14 protein-coding genes and 1 pseudogene are annotated in these 16352 nt (G+C 67.1%); 10 read left to right on the forward strand and 5 right to left on the reverse strand.

Annotated elements, in window-relative coordinates; all coding sequences use genetic code 11:
- Window positions 1–97: 97 nt before the first annotated feature.
- Entirely contained in the window at window positions 98–2386 is a 2289-nt protein-coding gene (locus P3H15_RS09195) for a LuxR C-terminal-related transcriptional regulator (RefSeq protein WP_276136925.1), read from the reverse strand.
- Window positions 2387–2607: 221 nt separating this feature from the next.
- On the opposite strand from P3H15_RS09195, the gene P3H15_RS09200 reads away from it, so the two are divergent.
- A complete protein-coding gene (locus tag P3H15_RS09200; RefSeq protein ID WP_276136926.1) occupies window positions 2608–4254 on the forward strand; it encodes an NAD(P)/FAD-dependent oxidoreductase in 1647 nt (548 codons plus the stop codon).
- A 28-nt stretch (window positions 4255–4282) separates the two neighbouring features.
- A complete protein-coding gene (locus P3H15_RS09205) occupies window positions 4283–5227 on the forward strand; it encodes an alpha/beta hydrolase (protein WP_276136927.1) in 945 nt (314 codons plus the stop codon).
- Between the two features lie 15 nt (window positions 5228–5242).
- Here P3H15_RS09205 and P3H15_RS09210 read toward each other — a convergent pair whose 3' ends face one another.
- On the reverse strand, window positions 5243–5827 hold the full coding sequence (locus P3H15_RS09210) for a GNAT family N-acetyltransferase (RefSeq protein ID WP_276136928.1): 585 nt from the start codon (window positions 5825–5827) through the stop codon (window positions 5243–5245).
- On the reverse strand, window positions 5824–7182 hold the full coding sequence (locus P3H15_RS09215; protein WP_276136929.1) for a glycosyltransferase family 87 protein: 1359 nt from the start codon (window positions 7180–7182) through the stop codon (window positions 5824–5826). The genes P3H15_RS09210 and P3H15_RS09215 overlap by 4 nt, the downstream gene beginning before the upstream one ends.
- Before the next feature lie 196 nt (window positions 7183–7378).
- Between P3H15_RS09215 and rpsF the strand changes: the two genes are divergently transcribed.
- The 6 genes from rpsF (at window position 7379) to P3H15_RS09245 (ending at window position 12420) form a co-directional block, all read left to right on the forward strand.
- A complete protein-coding gene (gene rpsF / locus P3H15_RS09220; protein ID WP_005249677.1) occupies window positions 7379–7666 on the forward strand; it encodes a 30S ribosomal protein S6 in 288 nt (95 codons plus the stop codon).
- 65 nt (window positions 7667–7731) lie between these two features.
- Complete coding sequence (locus P3H15_RS09225) at window positions 7732–8250, forward strand: single-stranded DNA-binding protein (protein WP_276136930.1); 519 nt, start codon at window positions 7732–7734, stop codon at window positions 8248–8250.
- A gap of 38 nt (window positions 8251–8288) precedes the next feature.
- Window positions 8289–8531 carry a 30S ribosomal protein S18 gene (gene rpsR, locus P3H15_RS09230; protein ID WP_276136931.1) on the forward strand — a complete coding sequence of 81 codons (243 nt, stop codon included), beginning with the start codon at window positions 8289–8291 and terminating at the stop codon, window positions 8529–8531.
- Between the two features lie 17 nt (window positions 8532–8548).
- Complete coding sequence (gene rplI / locus P3H15_RS09235) at window positions 8549–9004, forward strand: 50S ribosomal protein L9 (protein ID WP_276136932.1); 456 nt, start codon at window positions 8549–8551, stop codon at window positions 9002–9004.
- 574 nt (window positions 9005–9578) lie between these two features.
- On the forward strand, window positions 9579–11726 hold the full coding sequence (dnaB, locus tag P3H15_RS09240; RefSeq protein WP_276136933.1) for a replicative DNA helicase: 2148 nt from the start codon (window positions 9579–9581) through the stop codon (window positions 11724–11726).
- A gap of 277 nt (window positions 11727–12003) precedes the next feature.
- The gene (locus P3H15_RS09245) at window positions 12004–12420 is read left to right on the forward strand and encodes a hypothetical protein (protein ID WP_276136934.1); all 417 of its coding nucleotides are present in this window, start codon (window positions 12004–12006) and stop codon (window positions 12418–12420) included.
- A gap of 124 nt (window positions 12421–12544) precedes the next feature.
- On the opposite strand, the pseudogene P3H15_RS09250 reads toward P3H15_RS09245, so the two are convergent.
- Window positions 12545–13344 (reverse strand): annotated as a pseudogene (locus P3H15_RS09250) (hypothetical protein).
- Between the two features lie 325 nt (window positions 13345–13669).
- Here P3H15_RS09250 and P3H15_RS09255 point away from each other — a divergent pair.
- Window positions 13670–14530 (forward strand): GNAT family N-acetyltransferase, encoded by an 861-nt coding sequence (locus P3H15_RS09255; RefSeq protein ID WP_346348765.1) that lies wholly within the window; start codon window positions 13670–13672, stop codon window positions 14528–14530.
- Window positions 14531–14846: 316 nt separating this feature from the next.
- Entirely contained in the window at window positions 14847–15182 is a 336-nt protein-coding gene (locus tag P3H15_RS09260; protein ID WP_276136935.1) for a hypothetical protein, read from the forward strand.
- A gap of 235 nt (window positions 15183–15417) precedes the next feature.
- Here P3H15_RS09260 and P3H15_RS09265 read toward each other — a convergent pair whose 3' ends face one another.
- Complete coding sequence (locus P3H15_RS09265; protein ID WP_276136936.1) at window positions 15418–16125, reverse strand: cutinase family protein; 708 nt, start codon at window positions 16123–16125, stop codon at window positions 15418–15420.
- Window positions 16126–16352 lie beyond the last annotated feature (227 nt).

Below are 16352 nucleotides of genomic sequence, written 5' to 3' on the forward strand. Positions count from 1 at the left end.
TCGTGGTGCCCACGACCGTGGGCGACGACGTGGAGTATAGACCGTCGAGATACCCGACTGTGCAGTGCCTTTCGCGTGGCCGGCGGCTACGGCCCGGCTACCGGCCGGTCTCGGGCGGATGCGCGCGGGCCGCGACCCACGCCGCCACCTGGGTGCGGGAGCTGACGGCCAGCTTGTCGAAGATGTGCTCGACGTGCCCGTCGACGGTGCGCCGCGAGATCACCAGCCCTTCGGCTATCTGCCGATTACTGAGACCTTGCGCGAGCAGTTCGGCGATCTCCTGTTCCCGCTTCGTCAGAGGCGACGCCTCGGCGACGGGCGCCGCTGCGTCCTCGGTCCGGGTGCCGAGCGCGAGATCGACCGCCTGCTCGATGGTGAGCCGGACCGCGGGCGTTGCGAGTTGGGCGAATGCGCCGGGCCCCACCATGCGGGCGGCGTCCCGCTCGGACGACTGCGAGTCGTCGGTGATCTGCGGGCCGAACGCCGCGACGGACGTGCCGAGCCGATGCCACACCCCCTTCGCGGCGCCGCACAGGGTCGCCGCCGCGTTCGCGTCGCCGCCCGACGTCGCCACCCACGACAGCACCTCGATCGACAGGGCCGTGCAGATCTTGTCCTTGAAATCGCGTTGGATCCGCAGGGCCTGCTGGGCGGCGTCGACGGCGTCGTCGGCCCGGCCCAGGTGGAAGTACGCGACGCTCGAAACCCAGAGGGCGTAGGCCTTGTTCCACTTCTCGCCGTGCCGGTCCGCCACCGCGATCACGTCGCGGCACGTCTCCAGTGCGTCGTCGAGGCGGCCGTCGTAGGTCTGCGCCATGCCCAGTTCGAACGACGCCGTCAGAGCCGAGGCCGTGTCGCCGACGGCGCGGTGGACGGCGATCGCGTCACGGAACAGCAGGATCGCGTCGGCGGGGCGGCCGGAGAACACCGCGTGGATCCCCGCCCAGTGATCGGCGTGCGCGCGCAGTCGCTCGTCGCCGAGTGCCGTCGCGATCGCGGTGCATTCGTCGAGGTGTTCCCGCGCGGCGTCGCGGTCGCCCTGGATCAGCGCGGTCCACGCGGTCACCCACAGCACGTCGCCCCGCTCCCGGGTCGGTTCGGTGAGCCGCTGCAGGATCCGCTCGAGTCGGATCCGCCCGTCGGACAGGTTGCCGCCGGCGATCCAGTGATACCGCAGGGCGACGGCCAGTTCGGCGGCCGCGGCCCGCTGCGAGTCGTCGTGCAGGGCCCAGTCCAGGGCGGCGACGAGGTTGGGGTGGTCGATCCGCAGTTCCGCGAGGGTCTCGGATTGTCCTGGCCCGCACCAGTCGAGCGACGACCGGCGGGCGCGTTCCGAATAGTGCTCGAGATGTCGCCGGTACAGCTCGTCGCGTTCGCCGCCGAGGTCGAGGAGCTCGTGCCCGTATTCGCGGACCGTCATCAGCTGCGAATAGCGGAGCCTCTCGGTCGAACGGTCCACGGTGACAAGGCATTTTCCGACCAGCCGGTCGAGGACGTCGATGACCGGCGAGTCGGACAGTTCGCCGAACCCGGTGATCGCTTCCGCGGCTTCGAGATCGAAGCTGCCGGGGAACACGGCGAGGCGCGACCACAGTCGCCGCTCGGTGTCGGAGCACAGTTCGTAACTCCAGTCGATGAGGGCGCGCAGCGTCTGCTGGCGGGGCATCGCCGCACGGTCGCCGCCGGTGAGGAGCGCGAACCGCTGGTCGAGGCGTTCGACGAGTTGCGACGCGGACAGCGACCGCAGCCGGGCGGCGGCGAGTTCGATGGCGAGCGGAATCCCGTCGAGCTGATTGCACAACTGGGCGACGGCGGGGGCGTTCGCGTCGGTGAGGCGGAAGTCGGCGACGACGCCCTGCGCGCGCTCGACGAGCAGCGACACCGATTCGAACGGGGCGATGTCCGCGGCGCGGCAGTCCTCGATGGCGCCCGGGGTGCTCAGCGGCGGAAGCACGTACGTGAATTCACCGGCGATCCCGAGCGGTTCGCGACTCGTGGTGAGCACCCGGACCTCCGGTGCGGCGGCCAGAACGGTGCCGGCGAATTCGCCGGCGGCGGACAGCAGATGCTCGCAGTTGTCGAGGACGATCAGCAGGTGCCGCGACTGCAGGTGGTCGACAACCTTGTCCATCACGGCGCGGCTGGACTGATCGGTGACGCCGAGGGCGGCCGCGGCGGCGGAGGGCAGCGCGCCGGGGTCGCGGACGGGCGCGAGGTCGATCCACCGGACCGAGTCGCGGAATGCGCGCGCCGAGCGGACCGCGAGTTCCTCGGCCAACCGCGTCTTGCCCACGCCGCCCACGCCGAGCAGCGACACCAGCCGGGACTGTTGGAGTCGGGCGCGGGCTTCCTCGATCTCGCGGCGCCGGCCGATGAAGCTGGTCATCGACCTGGTGAGTTCTCTCGAGCGAGTCAGTGGATGTCTCCCGTGTCCGGTCGGCCAGGTGTGGCACGAACCTACCTCCACCTGCTGTGACGGACAACACAGGTAATGAAGGGGGTGTTTCACCCCGTGTGGGGGTGATGTGACGTGGGTCATCGTCGTTGGCATACCCGGTTGGCTGCTCGACCTCAGCCGGAATCCACCGTTCGCGAGGAGCCCAACACATGTCAAAGACCAATTCTTCCGCCGACGTCGATGTCGTCGTCGTGGGTGCCGGGTTCGCCGGCCTCTACGCGCTCCGCAAATTGCGCGACACGATGAAGCTGTCGACGCGGGTGTTCGAGGCCGGCTCGGACGTGGGCGGCACCTGGTTCTGGAATCGGTACCCGGGAGCGCGCTGCGACATCGAGAGCGTCCACTACTCGTACTCGTTCGACGAGGATCTGCAGCAGGACTGGCAGTGGAGTGAGAAGTTTGCCGGCCAGCCGGAGATCCTCCGCTACCTCGAACACGTCGCCGACCGCTTCGACCTGCGGAAGGACATCACGTTCGGCACCCGGGTGATCGGCGTGCACTGGGACGACGAGGACTCGGTGTGGACGGTCCGCACCGACGACGGCGCCGTCGTCCGCAGCCGGTACTTCATCTCGGGCGCGGGCAACCTGTCCGTACCGAAGACGCCGGAGTTCGGCGGCATCGAGAACTTCCGCGGGGAGGTCCTGCTCACCGGCAACTGGCCGCGCGAAGGCGCCGACTTCACCGGCAAGCGGGTCGCCGTGATCGGGACCGGGGCCAGCGCGATCCAGGCGATCCCGTTCATCGCCGAGGACGCCGCCGAACTGGTCGTCTTCCAGCGCACCCCCAACTTCGCAACGCCCCTCGGCAACGGTCCGATCGACCCGGACGAGGTGGCCGAGATCAAGGGCAACTACGCGGACGTGCGGACCGCGGCCCGCAACCACTTCCTCGGCGTCCCGTTCGATCAGGTGCAGCCGTCCGCGCTCGCCGTCGACGCCGACGAGCGGCGCCGCACGTTCGACGAGCGCTGGAACGCCGGCGGATTCCGGTTGTTCATCGACTCCTATCAGGACATCCTGTTCGACAAGGCGGCCAACGACACCATCGCCGACTACATCCGGAAGCGGATCCACGAGCGGGTCCAGGACCCGGCGAAGGCGGCGACGCTGGCCCCGACGGGCTACGCGTACGGCACCAAGCGGCCACCGCTCGAGACCAACTACTACGAGGCGTTCAACCGCGACTCGGTGAGCGTCGTCGACGTGAAATCCACCCCGATCGACGAGATCACCCCGACGGGAGTCCGGGTCGGCGACCGCGTCTACGACGTCGACACCATCGTGCTCGCAACCGGATTCGACGCCATGACCGGACCGCTGATGGCGATGGACATCCGCGGTCGGGGCGGGCTGCCGCTGGCCGAGAAGTGGGAGCACGGACCCAGGACGTATCTCGGCATCATGGTCAACGAGTTCCCGAATCTGTTCGTCATCACCGGGCCGCAGTCGCCGTCGGTGCTCTACAACATGCCGCTCGCCATCGAGGACCACGTCGACTTCGCCACCGATGCGATCGACTACCTGGACCGCCGCGGCCTCGACGTCATCGAGCCCACGGCGCAGGCCGAACGCGATTGGGGCGCACTGACCAACGACATCGCGAACCAGACCCTGCTGCCGGAGACGAACTCCTGGTACATGGGCGCGAACATCCCCGGCAAGCCCCGCGCCTGCATGGTCTATCTCGGCGGCGCCCCCACCTACCGGGCCACCTGCGAGGACGTCGTCGCCGGCGGCTACTCCGGCTTCGCGCTCACCCGGGCGCAGACCCGCGTCGCCTCCCCCGTGTCTTGACCCGAACTTCCGAACAGAGGAGACCGACATGGCACTCGATTCACACGCAGCCGAACTGATCGCCGGACTACGGGCGCAGGGGCTGAAGGCCTTCGAGCACAGCACCGTGGAGGAGGTGCGTGCGGTGGTGGCGACGTTCACCGGACTGCAGGCGCCGCCCGAACCTGTCGCCCGCGCGGTGGACGCGCACTACGAGAGCGGCGGAACGCAGATCCCGCTGCGGGTCTACGTGCCGGAGGGGCAAGCCCCGCACGCGGTGGTCCTGTACTTCCACGGCGGCGGATTCGTCGCCGGCGACCTCGACGTCGTCGACGAACCCGCACGCGCCGTCGCGAACGGCGCAGGCGCGATCGTCGTCGCCGCGACGTACCGCCGCGCCCCGGAACACCGGTTCCCGGCCGCCGCCGACGACGCGTCGGCCGCCCTGCAGTGGGTGGCGGCCAACGTTGGGAATTACGGCGGTGACCCCGGCAACGTCGTCGTCATGGGTGACAGCGCCGGCGGGAACCTGGCGGCGGTCACCGCGCTGCGCGCCCGTGACGAGGACGGACCCCGGCTGCGGGGGCAGGTGCTGATCTATCCGGTGATCGACCCGAACGCGGAGTTCCCCTCCCGGCGGGAGTTCGCCGAGGGATACGTGATCGGCGCCGGCGACCTCGACTGGTTCTGGCGCAACTACCTGCGCTCGCCCGAGGACGCGACCCATCCGTACGCCGTCCCGAGCCGCGCCGCGAGCCTCGCGGGGCTTCCGCCCACGCTCGTGCTCACCACCGAGAACGAGGTGGCCCGCGACGAGGCCGAGGCGTACGCCGGGGCGCTGCGGCAGGCGGGGGTCGACACGGAGGCGATCCGCCTCGACGGACTCCTCCACGGCGCGTTCTGGATGTCCGGTGCCGTTCCGCGCAGCAGCGAAATGCGCTCGGCCGTCGTCGATTTCGTGAAGCGGGTGACGGCCGCCGCGCCCGTCCTGTGACGTGACTCGGCCGCGTCAGCCCTCGACTCGCGCCTCGAGTCGGGGGCAGACGCGCGGCCACTCCTCGTCGACCATCGAGAACAGGGCGGTGTTGCGCCACGATCCGTCGCGGCGGCGCCGGTGTTTGCGCAGGATGCCCTCGAACTCGGCCCCCAGCTTGGCGATGGCGCCGCGGGAGTGGGCGTTGCGCTCGTCGGTGTGCCATTCGACGCGGACCGCGCCGAGATCCTCGAACGCCCGCCGCAGCAACAGCAGTTTCGATTCCGGATTGATCAGCGTTCCCTGCGCCGAACGGGACAACCAGGTGTGCCCGATCGCGAGACTGCGGTTCTTCGGGTCGATCAGATACAGCGACGTCGAACCGACGATCCGCCCGGCGTGAACGTCGATCTGCGCGTACGCCAACCGGGTCGGATCCTCGTCGGCGCCGCGGACGAATGCCGCGGCGTCGTCACGGTCGGCGATGGCGACGGACGTCCAGTGGAAGATCCGGGGGTCGTCGACCGCGTCCAGCAGGCCGTCGACGTGGTCCTCGCCCAGCGGTTCGAGGCGTACGTGCCGTCCGGTGAGAGTGGGATGCGCGAACCAGGATTCGCTCATCGCGCCGGCTCGGGAGATTTCAGCATCGGCCGCCGGCCGGACCCCGGACCGGTGCGCCCGCGGACGGGCGGATGCCGGAGCGTCGCGCGCAGGAACACGAAGAACAGCACCACCAGCAGTCCCGCCCGACCCCACACCCCGAACTTCACGAGCACCTCGAACGTCGACGCGTCCGTCTGGGCGGCGAGGGCGCCGAAGTACTTGAAGACGCCGATCCCCATCGACAGGTCGGCCACGAGATACGCCGCGACGAGCCCCCACGGGACGCGCAGCAGCACGAAGAACGGGATCAGCCACAGCGTGTACTGCGGCGAATGCACCTTGTGCAGCAGCAGGAATCCGCACAGCATGGCGGCGCTGACAGCGATCCACGGGTACACGCCGTCGCGGTGGAATCGCAACCAGCCGAGCCGCAGGGCGATCGCGAACGCGGCGCACACGAGGAGCGGCGACAGCAGGCTCACCGTCTGGTCGTACGCGGGCAGCGGGACGTCGTCGGCGACCGGCCCGAACAGCGGCCGCAACCCCCAGTACCAGATCGAGTTGGTGGTGAGATCGGCCTGACGGTTCTCCTGGAACGTGAACGACGCCCGCCATCCGCGGTAGGAGACGAGGGCGAAGGGCAGGTTCACCGCCACCACCGTGGTGATCGCGGCGACCGCGACCAGCACCGCGCCGCGCACGTCGTAGCGGCGCTCCGCCGTGCCGTTCGTGAGGACGTACGCGATCAGCGGCAGCACGAACGCACCCGGATACAGCTTCAGGCAGAACCCGACGGCGAGGAGCACCGCCGCGAGGACGGCGCGGGTGCGGAGCGGGATCCGCTCGAGTGTCATGACGAAGATCGCGGCCACCGACGTCGCGACCACCGGCAGTTCCCAGTTGTGGAAGGCGTACAGCACCAGCGGCGGCGTCGCCGACCACAGCAGCGCCCACCAGCCGGCCAGCCGTCCCAGCAGCCACGCCGTGAGCAGGCCGAACGGCGCGAGGATCAGCGCCGAGTGCAGCAGGAAGTCGGCGTCGGTGTGCGAACCCATGCCGCCGAGCCACATCAGCACACCACTCAGCACCGGGTACTCGACGGTGCCGCCGGTGAGGACGCCGTCGGCGTTGATGCCGCCGCTGACGTACGGGAAGACGTGCAGGTTGACGTCGCGGCCGAGCCACAGGAACTGGATGTCGGAATAGCAGACCTGCGTGTCCTTGATGCGGTCGAAGATCAGGCTGCGCCCCACGCCGTCGAACGGCGCCCCGGCGCACCGCGCCTTCTGCAGGTAGCCGGCGAGCATGGCGAGGCCCGCCAACCCGACGACGACCGCCGTGATCGGCGACCGCTGCCGAGCTCCGATATGCATGAATCCACACTAGGGCGCTCCGCGCCCCGTGCGCCTTTCTGGTAGCCACAACTACCAAAAAGGCGCACAGGGCATTGCCCAATTTCGCTGGTCAGGGGCTCGTCGTGTACCCTGCAAAGGTTGCTGACGCAACGACCCTCCTGCCACGGACAGTCCGTGGCCGTTTTCACTAGTCCATAGGAGGTGATGAGGTCTTATGCGTCATTACGAATTGATGGTCATCCTTGACCCCAGCCTGGACGAGCGCACTGTTGCTCCTTCGCTGGATACGTTCCTCAATGTTGTTCGCCAGGACGGCGGCAAGATCGACAAGGTCGATGTCTGGGGTAAGCGTCGTCTCGCCTACGAGATCCTGAAGCACAGCGAAGGCATCTACGCGGTGATCGACATCAGCGCTACGCCCGCCACCGTCGCGGAGCTCGATCGTCAGCTCGGTCTGAACGAGTCGGTGCTGCGTACGAAGGTTCTGCGCCACAACAAGTGATTTCTGTCGGTCACCAGCCCTAGGCTCGTGCCCAACCGAACTCCACATTCTGCAGGAGGAACCATATGGCAGGCGACACCGTCATCACCGTCATCGGAAACTTGACGGCTGATCCGGAGCTTCGATTCACCCCCGCGGGTGCCGCGGTCGCGAACTTCACGGTCGCGTCCACGCCCCGCACCTTCGACCGTCAGACCAATGAATGGAAAGACGGCGAAGCGCTGTTTCTGCGTTGCAACATCTGGCGCGAGGCAGCCGAGAACGTCGCGGAGAGTTTGACCCGTGGCTCGCGAGTGATCGTGAGCGGCCGGCTCAAGCAGCGCTCCTACGAAACTCGTGAAGGTGAAAAGCGCACTGTCGTCGAGCTCGAGGTCGACGAGATCGGCCCCTCGCTGAGGTACGCCACGGCCAAGGTCAACAAGGCCAACCGTGGCGGCGGCGGTGGAGGCTTCGGTTCCTCCGGCGGATCGGGCGGCGGACGTCCGCAATCCAATACCGGCGGAGATGATCCGTGGGGCAGCGCGCCGCAGGCGTCCGGCTCCTTCGGAGGCTCTGGTGGTGGGAGCGACGAACCCCCGTTCTGATCCGTACCTGATCGGAACATCCAGAAAAGAGCAAACAAATGCCGAAGCCGCCCTTGCGCGACAAGGTAATGAAGAAGAAGGTCTGCATCTTCTGCAAAGAGAAGAACACGCAGATCAACTACAAGGACACGACGCTGCTGCGTAAGTACGTCAGCGACCGCGGCAAGATCCGTGCGCGCCGTGTCACCGGCAACTGCGTCCAGCACCAGCGCGACGTTGCCATTGCCGTCAAGAACTCACGTGAGGTGGCGTTGCTGCCTTACGCCACCGTGGCTCGCTAAGGAAAGGGAGGAAAGACATGAAGCTCATCCTCACCGCTGACGTGGACAACCTCGGTGCGCCTGGCGACACCGTCGAGGTCAAGGACGGCTACGGCCGCAACTACCTGCTGCCCCGCGGCCTGGCCATCGTCGCCACCCGTGGCGCCGAGAAGCAGGTCGCAGGCATCCGTCGTGCGCAGGAAGCCCGCGCCGTGCGCGGTCTCGACCACGCCAAGGAGCTCAAGGCCGCCATCGAGGGCATCGAGAACATCTCGCTGACGGTCAAGACCGCCGGTGACTCGGGCAAGCTGTTCGGTTCGGTTACCGCCGCCGACGTCGCCGCTGCCATCAAGGCTGCCGGTGGACCCGTCGTCGACAAGCGCAGCCTGGAGCTGCCGAAGGCTCACATCAAGGCGACCGGCAAGCACGCCGTCGTCGTGAACCTGCACCCCGACGTGGTTGCGAAGTTCCACCTGAACGTCGTCGGCGCCTAGTCGACCCGTTCACACACAGGCCCCCCGGACGCCTTGGCGTGCGGGGGGCTTGCGCTTGTCGATTCCGGCTCTCAGCTGCCCTCTCCGGCCCGCTTTTCGCGGGTGTGAAGCATGCAGAGGGACGGCTTCCAGGTGTGTCTGGAAGTTAGCCGCCCGCGCCGGAGATCTGTGAGGTGAATCATATTGCCACCCAGGGGCGATCAACTCAACACGCCCGAGTCGTCAACGCGAAAGACACGCCGAACGGGTTTTCATCCACAGTTGTGAGAATCCAAAAAACTGCTCTGAGCTGGGTGCTCGGGATTGTGATGTGCACTTATCCTCAGGTTATCCCCATGGGGTTAACAAACGTACCCAGCGGTTTACACAATTTGTCCCCAGCTGTGTACACAGGCTGGTTTGAACACCGGGTAGCTAATCCCTAACGTCGTCCCGGCGTGTCTCGCGATCACGACACCGGCTGCCAGGAAGAGCCTGCGAAGGTTGTCGGTGGGGGCGAGTACAAAGAGTTCGTAGCACCAACACCGGGAAGCTTTTCCCGTGGCGGCGCACAGTGATGGGGAAGGTCGGTCGAGTGGCTGTAGTAGACGATCGGGGCCATTCCGAATACCCGGGTCCGCCCGACGCGGAGCCCGGTGAAGAGTTCGGTCGGCAGCCCCCGCAGGACATGGCGGCGGAGCAGTCGGTGCTCGGCGGCATGCTCCTCAGCAAGGACGCCATCGCAGACGTGCTCGAGGTGCTCCGTCCCGGCGACTTCTACCGTCCCGCGCATCAGTCGGTGTACGACGTGATCCTGGACCTCTACAGCCGCGGTGAGCCCGCCGACCCGGTGACGGTGTCCGCGGAACTGGATCGCCGCGGCGAGCTCCGTCGCATCGGCGGCGCGCCCTACCTGGTGACGCTGACCCAGACAGTGCCCACCGCCGCCAACGCCGGCTACTACGCCGAGATCGTGGCGGAAAAGGCCATCCTGCGTCGCCTCGTCGACGCAGGCACCCGCATCGTCCAGTACGGCTACACCGGAGCCGACGGCCAGGACGTCGCCGAGGTCGTCGACCGCGCGCAGGCCGAGATCTTCGAGGTCACCGAACGCCGCACCACCGAAGACTTCGTCCCCCTCGAGGAGCTCCTGCAGCCCACGATGGACGAGATCGACTCCATCGCCAGCCGTGGCGGCATCTCCCTCGGTGTGCCCACCGGCTTCGTCGAACTCGACGAGATCACCAACGGACTCCACCCCGGCCAGATGATCATCGTCGCGGCGCGACCCGGTGTGGGTAAGGCGCTCGCCCTCGACACTCCCCTTGCCACGCCCACCGGCTGGACCACCATGGGCGACGTCCAGGTCGGCGACCACCTCATCGACGCCGACGGCAAGCCCACCCGCGTCGTCGCCGCCACCGACGTCATGGTCGGCCGGCCCTGCTACGAGGTGGAATTCTCCGACGGCACCATCCTCGTCGCCGACGAGCAGCATCAGTGGTTGACGGGCGTCGACGGACGGGGCGCCGTGCGCACCACCGCTCAGATCGCCGGATCGATCGACCTCGGGCACACGGTCGCGCACACCCGCGCGTTGCAGCTGCCGACGTCGACCGTGCACGTCGACCCCTACGCTCTGGGCGCCTCGCTCACTGCCGGGGGCAAGCGAATCCCGGCGGAACTGTTGCGTGGGTCGGAATCGGAGCGTCGCGAGTTGCTGGCCGGCCTGCTCGATGCGGCAGGGTCGGTCGCCGACGACGGCGCGGTGCGGTTCCAGGCCGGGAATCCCCCGTTGTCGCAGGATCTCGCCGAACTCGTCGTCAGCCTGGGATACGACTGCCGTCCGATCGACGGCGGGGTCACGTTCTACGCCGACGACGAGGTGTTCCAGATTCATCGGAAGGCCATCCAGCACAAGGAACTTCGCGGCGAGGTGAGTGGTTTCCGCCGCATCGTCGCGGTACGTCCGATCGACAGTGTCGCCGTGCGGTGCGTCGAGGTCGACAATGCCGACCACCTGTATCTGGCGGGTCGTTCGATGGTGCCCACCCACAACTCCACGCTCGGCATGGACTTCCTGCGTTCGTGCTCGGTGAAGCACGGCATGGCCAGCGTCATGTTCTCCCTCGAAATGAGTAAGACCGAGATCGTCATGCGTCTGCTGTCGGCGGAGGCGAAGATCAAACTCGGCGACATGCGCTCCGGCAAGATGACCGACGACGACTGGACGAAACTCGCTCGCCGTATGAGTGAGATCAGTGAGGCGCCGCTGTTCATCGACGACTCTCCCAACCTGACCATGATGGAGATTCGTGCAAAAGCGCGGCGGCTCAAGCAGAAACACGACATCAAACTGATCGTGATCGACTACCTCCAGCTGATGAGCTCCGGTAAGAAGGTCGAGTCGCGCCAGCAGGAAGTCTCCGAATTCTCCCGTAGCCTCAAGCTCTTGGCGAAGGAACTCGAAGTGCCCGTGGTCGCGATCTGCCAGCTGAACCGTGGTCCAGAACAGCGGCAAGATAAGCGCCCGCAGGTCGCTGACCTGCGTGAATCGGGATCGCTCGAGCAGGATGCCGACATGGTGATCCTCCTATACCGCCCCGACGCGACCGAACGCGACGACCCCCGCGGCGGCGAGGCCGACCTCATCCTCGGCAAGCACCGTAACGGTCCGACCGCGACGATCACTGTGGCGCACCAGCTTCACCTGTCCAAGTTCGTGGACATGGCGAGAGGATAGGCAGCAGCCGTCTGAGGCGCCGCCCTCCGTTGCAGAGAGTATGAGGGCGGTCCGCTGCGCTGAACCGGTAATCCGCGACATCGCTGAGAAGCCGGCCACGTCTGTTCCGGGTAGTCGAAAACGAGGTCGTGCGGTACCCCCGGAACCGCCACCCAGGGGTGATCTTCGACCCCCTGTCGGGTCGCCGATCACCCCCTCGGGGGTGTTATCGAACGGCGGCTTCCGGCGAAAACTAGTGGTCGTCCGAGAACCACCCCCGAACCTCAGGAGCCACAGAATGTCCTCGATCACAACACGCACCGCAGCCTCAGCAGCGATCGGCGTCGCCCTCGGCTTCGGTGCCGTCCTGGCCCAGGGCGCCACCGCCGCCGCCGCACCCGCGGATGGCGCCGCCCCGCAGGTCCCGTACACCGTCCAGGTGCGCGACCGCATCGGATGCGCCAACGCGTGGCCCATGGTCGCGTGCGATGCCCCCGACGAGGACGTTCCCGAGCAGGTCGAACTCTACGAACCGGGCACCACACTCACCGAGCCGGGCACCACACTCACCGAGCCGGGCACCACACTCACCGAGCCGGGCGGCGTCGATCTCTTCGGGTCCTCCAGCGCCCCCTACCACGCCGCGAACTACCCCCTCGAACCCGACGACGGCGTGATCTCCCATCCCCTCGACCCCGACATGCCCTGGATGTGAACACCGCCGGCTCCGGCGCCGAGTTCCCGCCGCCGGAGCCCATCTGTGACGCGACCCCGAGAGTGTCCGCCGGTACGTCGACCTGTCGAAGATGCACACAACGGGGTGACCGGGGTCGCCATCCTCAGAGTTCGCCGCTCCGTGACCGGGACTTCTTCTCCGCGACCGCGGTCGCCGGGTGCACGGCGATCAGGCCGAGACCTTCGCGTCGCTTGCACAGCCGCGCCAACTCCCGATACGCGGCCTCACCGAGCAACTCGGTGAGCTCCGGCGCATACGACTCCCACACCGCCTTGGCGCCGACATGCGCATCCGGCGAGCCGGAGCAGTACCAGTCCAGATCCGATCCGCCCTCACCCCAACCTCGGCGGTCGTACTCGGTGATCGTCGTCTTCAGGACCTGCTCACCGTCGGGTCGCTCCACCCATTCGTGGGTCCGCCGAATCGGCAGCTGCCAGCACACGTCCGGCTTCACCTCGAGCGGCTCGATCCCACGTCGCAGCGCCATCGAATGCAACGCGCACCCGATCCCACCCTCGAAGCCGGGACGGTTGAGGAAGATGCACGCGCCTTGTAGCGGCGGGTACGCAGCGCCGGCTCGTCCTCGAGCTCATCCTCCTCGATGTACCCCCTCTTCCCGAGACCCTCCTTCCTGAACTGCCAATCCTCAGGTCTGAGCAGCTTCACCGACTCGTGCAACCTCTCGACATCCTCCTCGTCGGTCAAGAACGCGCCGTGCGAGCAGCAGCCGTCGTCGGGTCGGCCCGCGATGATGCCCTGGCAGGCCGGGGTGCCGAACACGCAGGTCCAGCGCGAGAGCAGCCACGTCATGTCCGCGGCGATGAGATGCTCGGCGTCGTCGGGATCGAGGAACTCGACCCATTCCCGAGCGAAGTCGAGCGCAACCTCGGGGCTGGGCGCCATCTTGTGCGCACGCCCCGCACTACCTGCTGTCACAAACCCCCACGCTAGCCAACGCACATAACAGTCAAGGACTGATCAGATCCCCGTCCGGGATCAAACAATGCCCGCCACGAATCGCGCCGATACACCAGGGAGACCACCGCTGCGATAGACGACCGATCAACTCCAGTGCCATTGCCGCACAACGGACAACCGTCGACGGGCGCAGCCCACGACGTTTGGCGCCGCGCCCCGTGGAGCGTCGGCCGTTGCCTCAACAGACGAGCCCACCCCGGATGCCGCCATTAGCGGTCACCGTCGGCAGCGCACGCGCGACAATAGGTCAATGACCGAGCTGCAGATCCGCGAGGCGACGCCGGACGATGCCCAGATGTGTGGGCGCATCATGTTCGACGCCTTCGAGGCGCTCGCCACGCGCCATCACTTTCCGATCGAAGCGGGCACACCCCAACTCGCCGACTTCCAGATCAAGGCGATGCTGGACACCGACGGCATCTACGGACTGGTTGCCGAGCGTGACGGTCACATCGTCGGCAGTGCCCTACAGGACGAGCGCGGCAAGATCGTCGGCATCGGACCCGTCACTGTCGACCCGGCGGCATCGGACGCGGGGGCGGGCCGTGCGCTGATGAAAGCTCTGCTCGAGCGATCGCGAGAGCGTGAGGTCGCGGGCGTGCGGCTGGTACAGACGACGTACAACTACCGGTCCTTCTCCCTGTACGCCAAGCTCGGCTTCGCCGTCCGTGAGCTGTTGTCCGTCTTCCAGGGAACAGCACACGGGTCCGCGATACCCGGCGCAGTCGTACGTGCAGCGACACCGGACGACATCGCCGTCTGCGACGAGATCTGTCGGCAGGTGCACGGCCACGACCGCCACGGCGAGCTGCAGCAGTGGGTCGGTGCCGGAACCGCCCGCGTGGTCGAGCGTGGCGGCCGGATCACCGGCTATGCGACGGGTTTCGGCTACATCTGGCATGCAGTCGGCCAGGCCGACGACGACGTCATCGCACTGCTGGCCGGCGCCGACGAGTTCACCGGACTCGGGTTCCTGGTGCCCTCACGCAATACCCGCCTCATGGCCTGGTGCTTCGATGCCGGGCTGCAGCTCGTCCAGCAGTCGACGCTGATGACGACCGGGCTCTACAACGAGCCGCAAGGCGCGTGGCTGCCGTCGATCGGCTACTAGTGGCCCATGGAGTACGACCTTCCCGGACTGCAGGACCTCCGGCAGCGTAGCCTCGGCCGGGGCGGCCGTTCCAGTCGTGTCGAGATGCGCGAATCCCCCGCGGCCGCGCGACAGCTCAAAAGAATATGATGGGGATGGACTCGCAGTCGGGCTGCCTTGGAGCGCCACATTGAGCGGGCATCCGGGGCAACCGAGGCGGTCACGTACAACAGCAGCGCGACACGGCACGATACCGGCTCACGATCAACGCGCGAACGGCGTCACTCGCGGGGTGCCGTATCCGACGGCTTCAATTCATGCCGAAGGAGTACCGACAATGAACACAACCACGAAGGCACGCGCGAAGAGCCTTCTGATCAGGCTGGCGGTGGCCGGATCGATCGTCACGTTACCGGCGGGACTCGCCGCCGCACCCGCGGTGGCCTCGGTCGCCGCACCCGCGGTGGCGTCCGCCGCCGCATCGACTGTCCCGCCGGGGCAGGACCCGTGCGATCCCAACAACAACTGGCTGCTGCCGCCGGACCAAATTCAGCAGCAGATGAACATGTGCGGCAACAATGGCGGCCAAATGCAACGGGATCGGAACCGCGAGCAAAATAATCCGCCGGCACCCTTCAGGATGTCTCCGCCACCGATGTTCGGCTCCTCCTGACGCGGACACCACCACGCGGTTCCGACGCGACACGGCTCACGAACGCCTGGCGGCTCGCGGGCAGCGGACTCTCGCGCGCGAAACGCGGGGTCTCACGCCAAGGCACAGGACGGCGTCCCGGTGGGCGGACAGTTGATTTCCCTGTCCGCGATCAGGTGATCTCCATCGAGGCGCGGCCGACGCTCGCCGGCCCATCCTCGAGATCTGAGGCGATGCCCCCAAGCCCGCGGACCGGCTAGAGGCGAGCGGCGGCGAACTGTGCAGCCGCAATGGTCATCCCGTTCACGGGATACAGCGCGTGCACGGCATTGGGGCGCCCCAGCGGGGCACCATCGCAGATGTTGTCGCCGGGAGCGCACAAATCGATTGCCTTGGGACCGTATAGTGACCCGACAACGATCGGCGGACTGCCTGCGTCACGCATAAACCGCTCCGACGGTTTTCCGAAGAAGACGACCGCGGCAACGTGGCTCGCTATATCCGGCGACAACGGCCCGGGTAGGCCTAACTCAGTGGGTAATCCGGCTGGATTTCCGTCCGCGGTGACAAATCCTGCCACAGCCGCACCTTGAGAGTAACCGCCCACCACCATCCTCGTGCCGGGGCAATTTGCCGCCATGAACTGAATCCGAGAATGCATGTCCCGCATCCCGTCGACGAAGGTGCGGACGAACGCTTGCCGATCGTCAAAATTGCTACCGGCCGGGTAGTTGACGGCGTACACCCCGACCGACCGCGCGCCCGCGAACAAGCGCAGCGATTCGACGAATGAAAGTCCTGTGATGCCCACGCCATCCGGTTGATCCGTACCACGGGCGAACGCCACCTCGACATCGGGACATGGCTGGGCGGACGCGAGCGGGGGTTCGAGGGGGACGACAAGCAGCGCCGCAAACGCCAGCATCGCCGTACACAGGAATCGAGCGAGCGTGCGTGTCGCCATGAGGTAAACACTACATTCAGGCACGACACGATCAAGCTTCCTTTGCCGACCCGGGAACCGTTCGCCGCCGACCGGACGATCACCACACGTCCACTGCACACCCGGTTCCCCTCGCACCCGGCCCCACGCTCGGCGGGAATGTTGACCTCCAGTCTCGGGTCGAGGGGCAGGTTTTCGGGTTTCTGGATTTCGACGATGACCCGGTCTTCTTCGAAGACCTGCAGGTT

The organism is Rhodococcus sp. T2V (assembly GCF_029269925.1).
Taxonomy (GTDB): domain Bacteria; phylum Actinomycetota; class Actinomycetes; order Mycobacteriales; family Mycobacteriaceae; genus Rhodococcus_F; species Rhodococcus_F koreensis.

Coding starts and splice junctions, on each gene's coding strand:
- P3H15_RS09195 (WP_276136925.1), bottom strand. CDS start 2,386: ATGACCAGCTTCATCGGCCGGCGCCGCGAGATCGAGGAAGCCCGCGCC.
- P3H15_RS09200 (WP_276136926.1), top strand. CDS start 2,608: ATGTCAAAGACCAATTCTTCCGCCGACGTCGATGTCGTCGTCGTGGGT.
- P3H15_RS09205 (WP_276136927.1), top strand. CDS start 4,283: ATGGCACTCGATTCACACGCAGCCGAACTGATCGCCGGACTACGGGCG.
- P3H15_RS09210 (WP_276136928.1), bottom strand. CDS start 5,827: ATGAGCGAATCCTGGTTCGCGCATCCCACTCTCACCGGACGGCACGTA.
- P3H15_RS09215 (WP_276136929.1), bottom strand. CDS start 7,182: ATGCATATCGGAGCTCGGCAGCGGTCGCCGATCACGGCGGTCGTCGTC.
- rpsF (WP_005249677.1), top strand. CDS start 7,379: ATGCGTCATTACGAATTGATGGTCATCCTTGACCCCAGCCTGGACGAG.
- P3H15_RS09225 (WP_276136930.1), top strand. CDS start 7,732: ATGGCAGGCGACACCGTCATCACCGTCATCGGAAACTTGACGGCTGAT.
- rpsR (WP_276136931.1), top strand. CDS start 8,289: ATGCCGAAGCCGCCCTTGCGCGACAAGGTAATGAAGAAGAAGGTCTGC.
- rplI (WP_276136932.1), top strand. CDS start 8,549: ATGAAGCTCATCCTCACCGCTGACGTGGACAACCTCGGTGCGCCTGGC.
- P3H15_RS09245 (WP_276136934.1), top strand. CDS start 12,004: ATGTCCTCGATCACAACACGCACCGCAGCCTCAGCAGCGATCGGCGTC.
- P3H15_RS09255 (WP_346348765.1), top strand. CDS start 13,670: ATGACCGAGCTGCAGATCCGCGAGGCGACGCCGGACGATGCCCAGATG.
- P3H15_RS09260 (WP_276136935.1), top strand. CDS start 14,847: ATGAACACAACCACGAAGGCACGCGCGAAGAGCCTTCTGATCAGGCTG.
- P3H15_RS09265 (WP_276136936.1), bottom strand. CDS start 16,125: ATGGCGACACGCACGCTCGCTCGATTCCTGTGTACGGCGATGCTGGCG.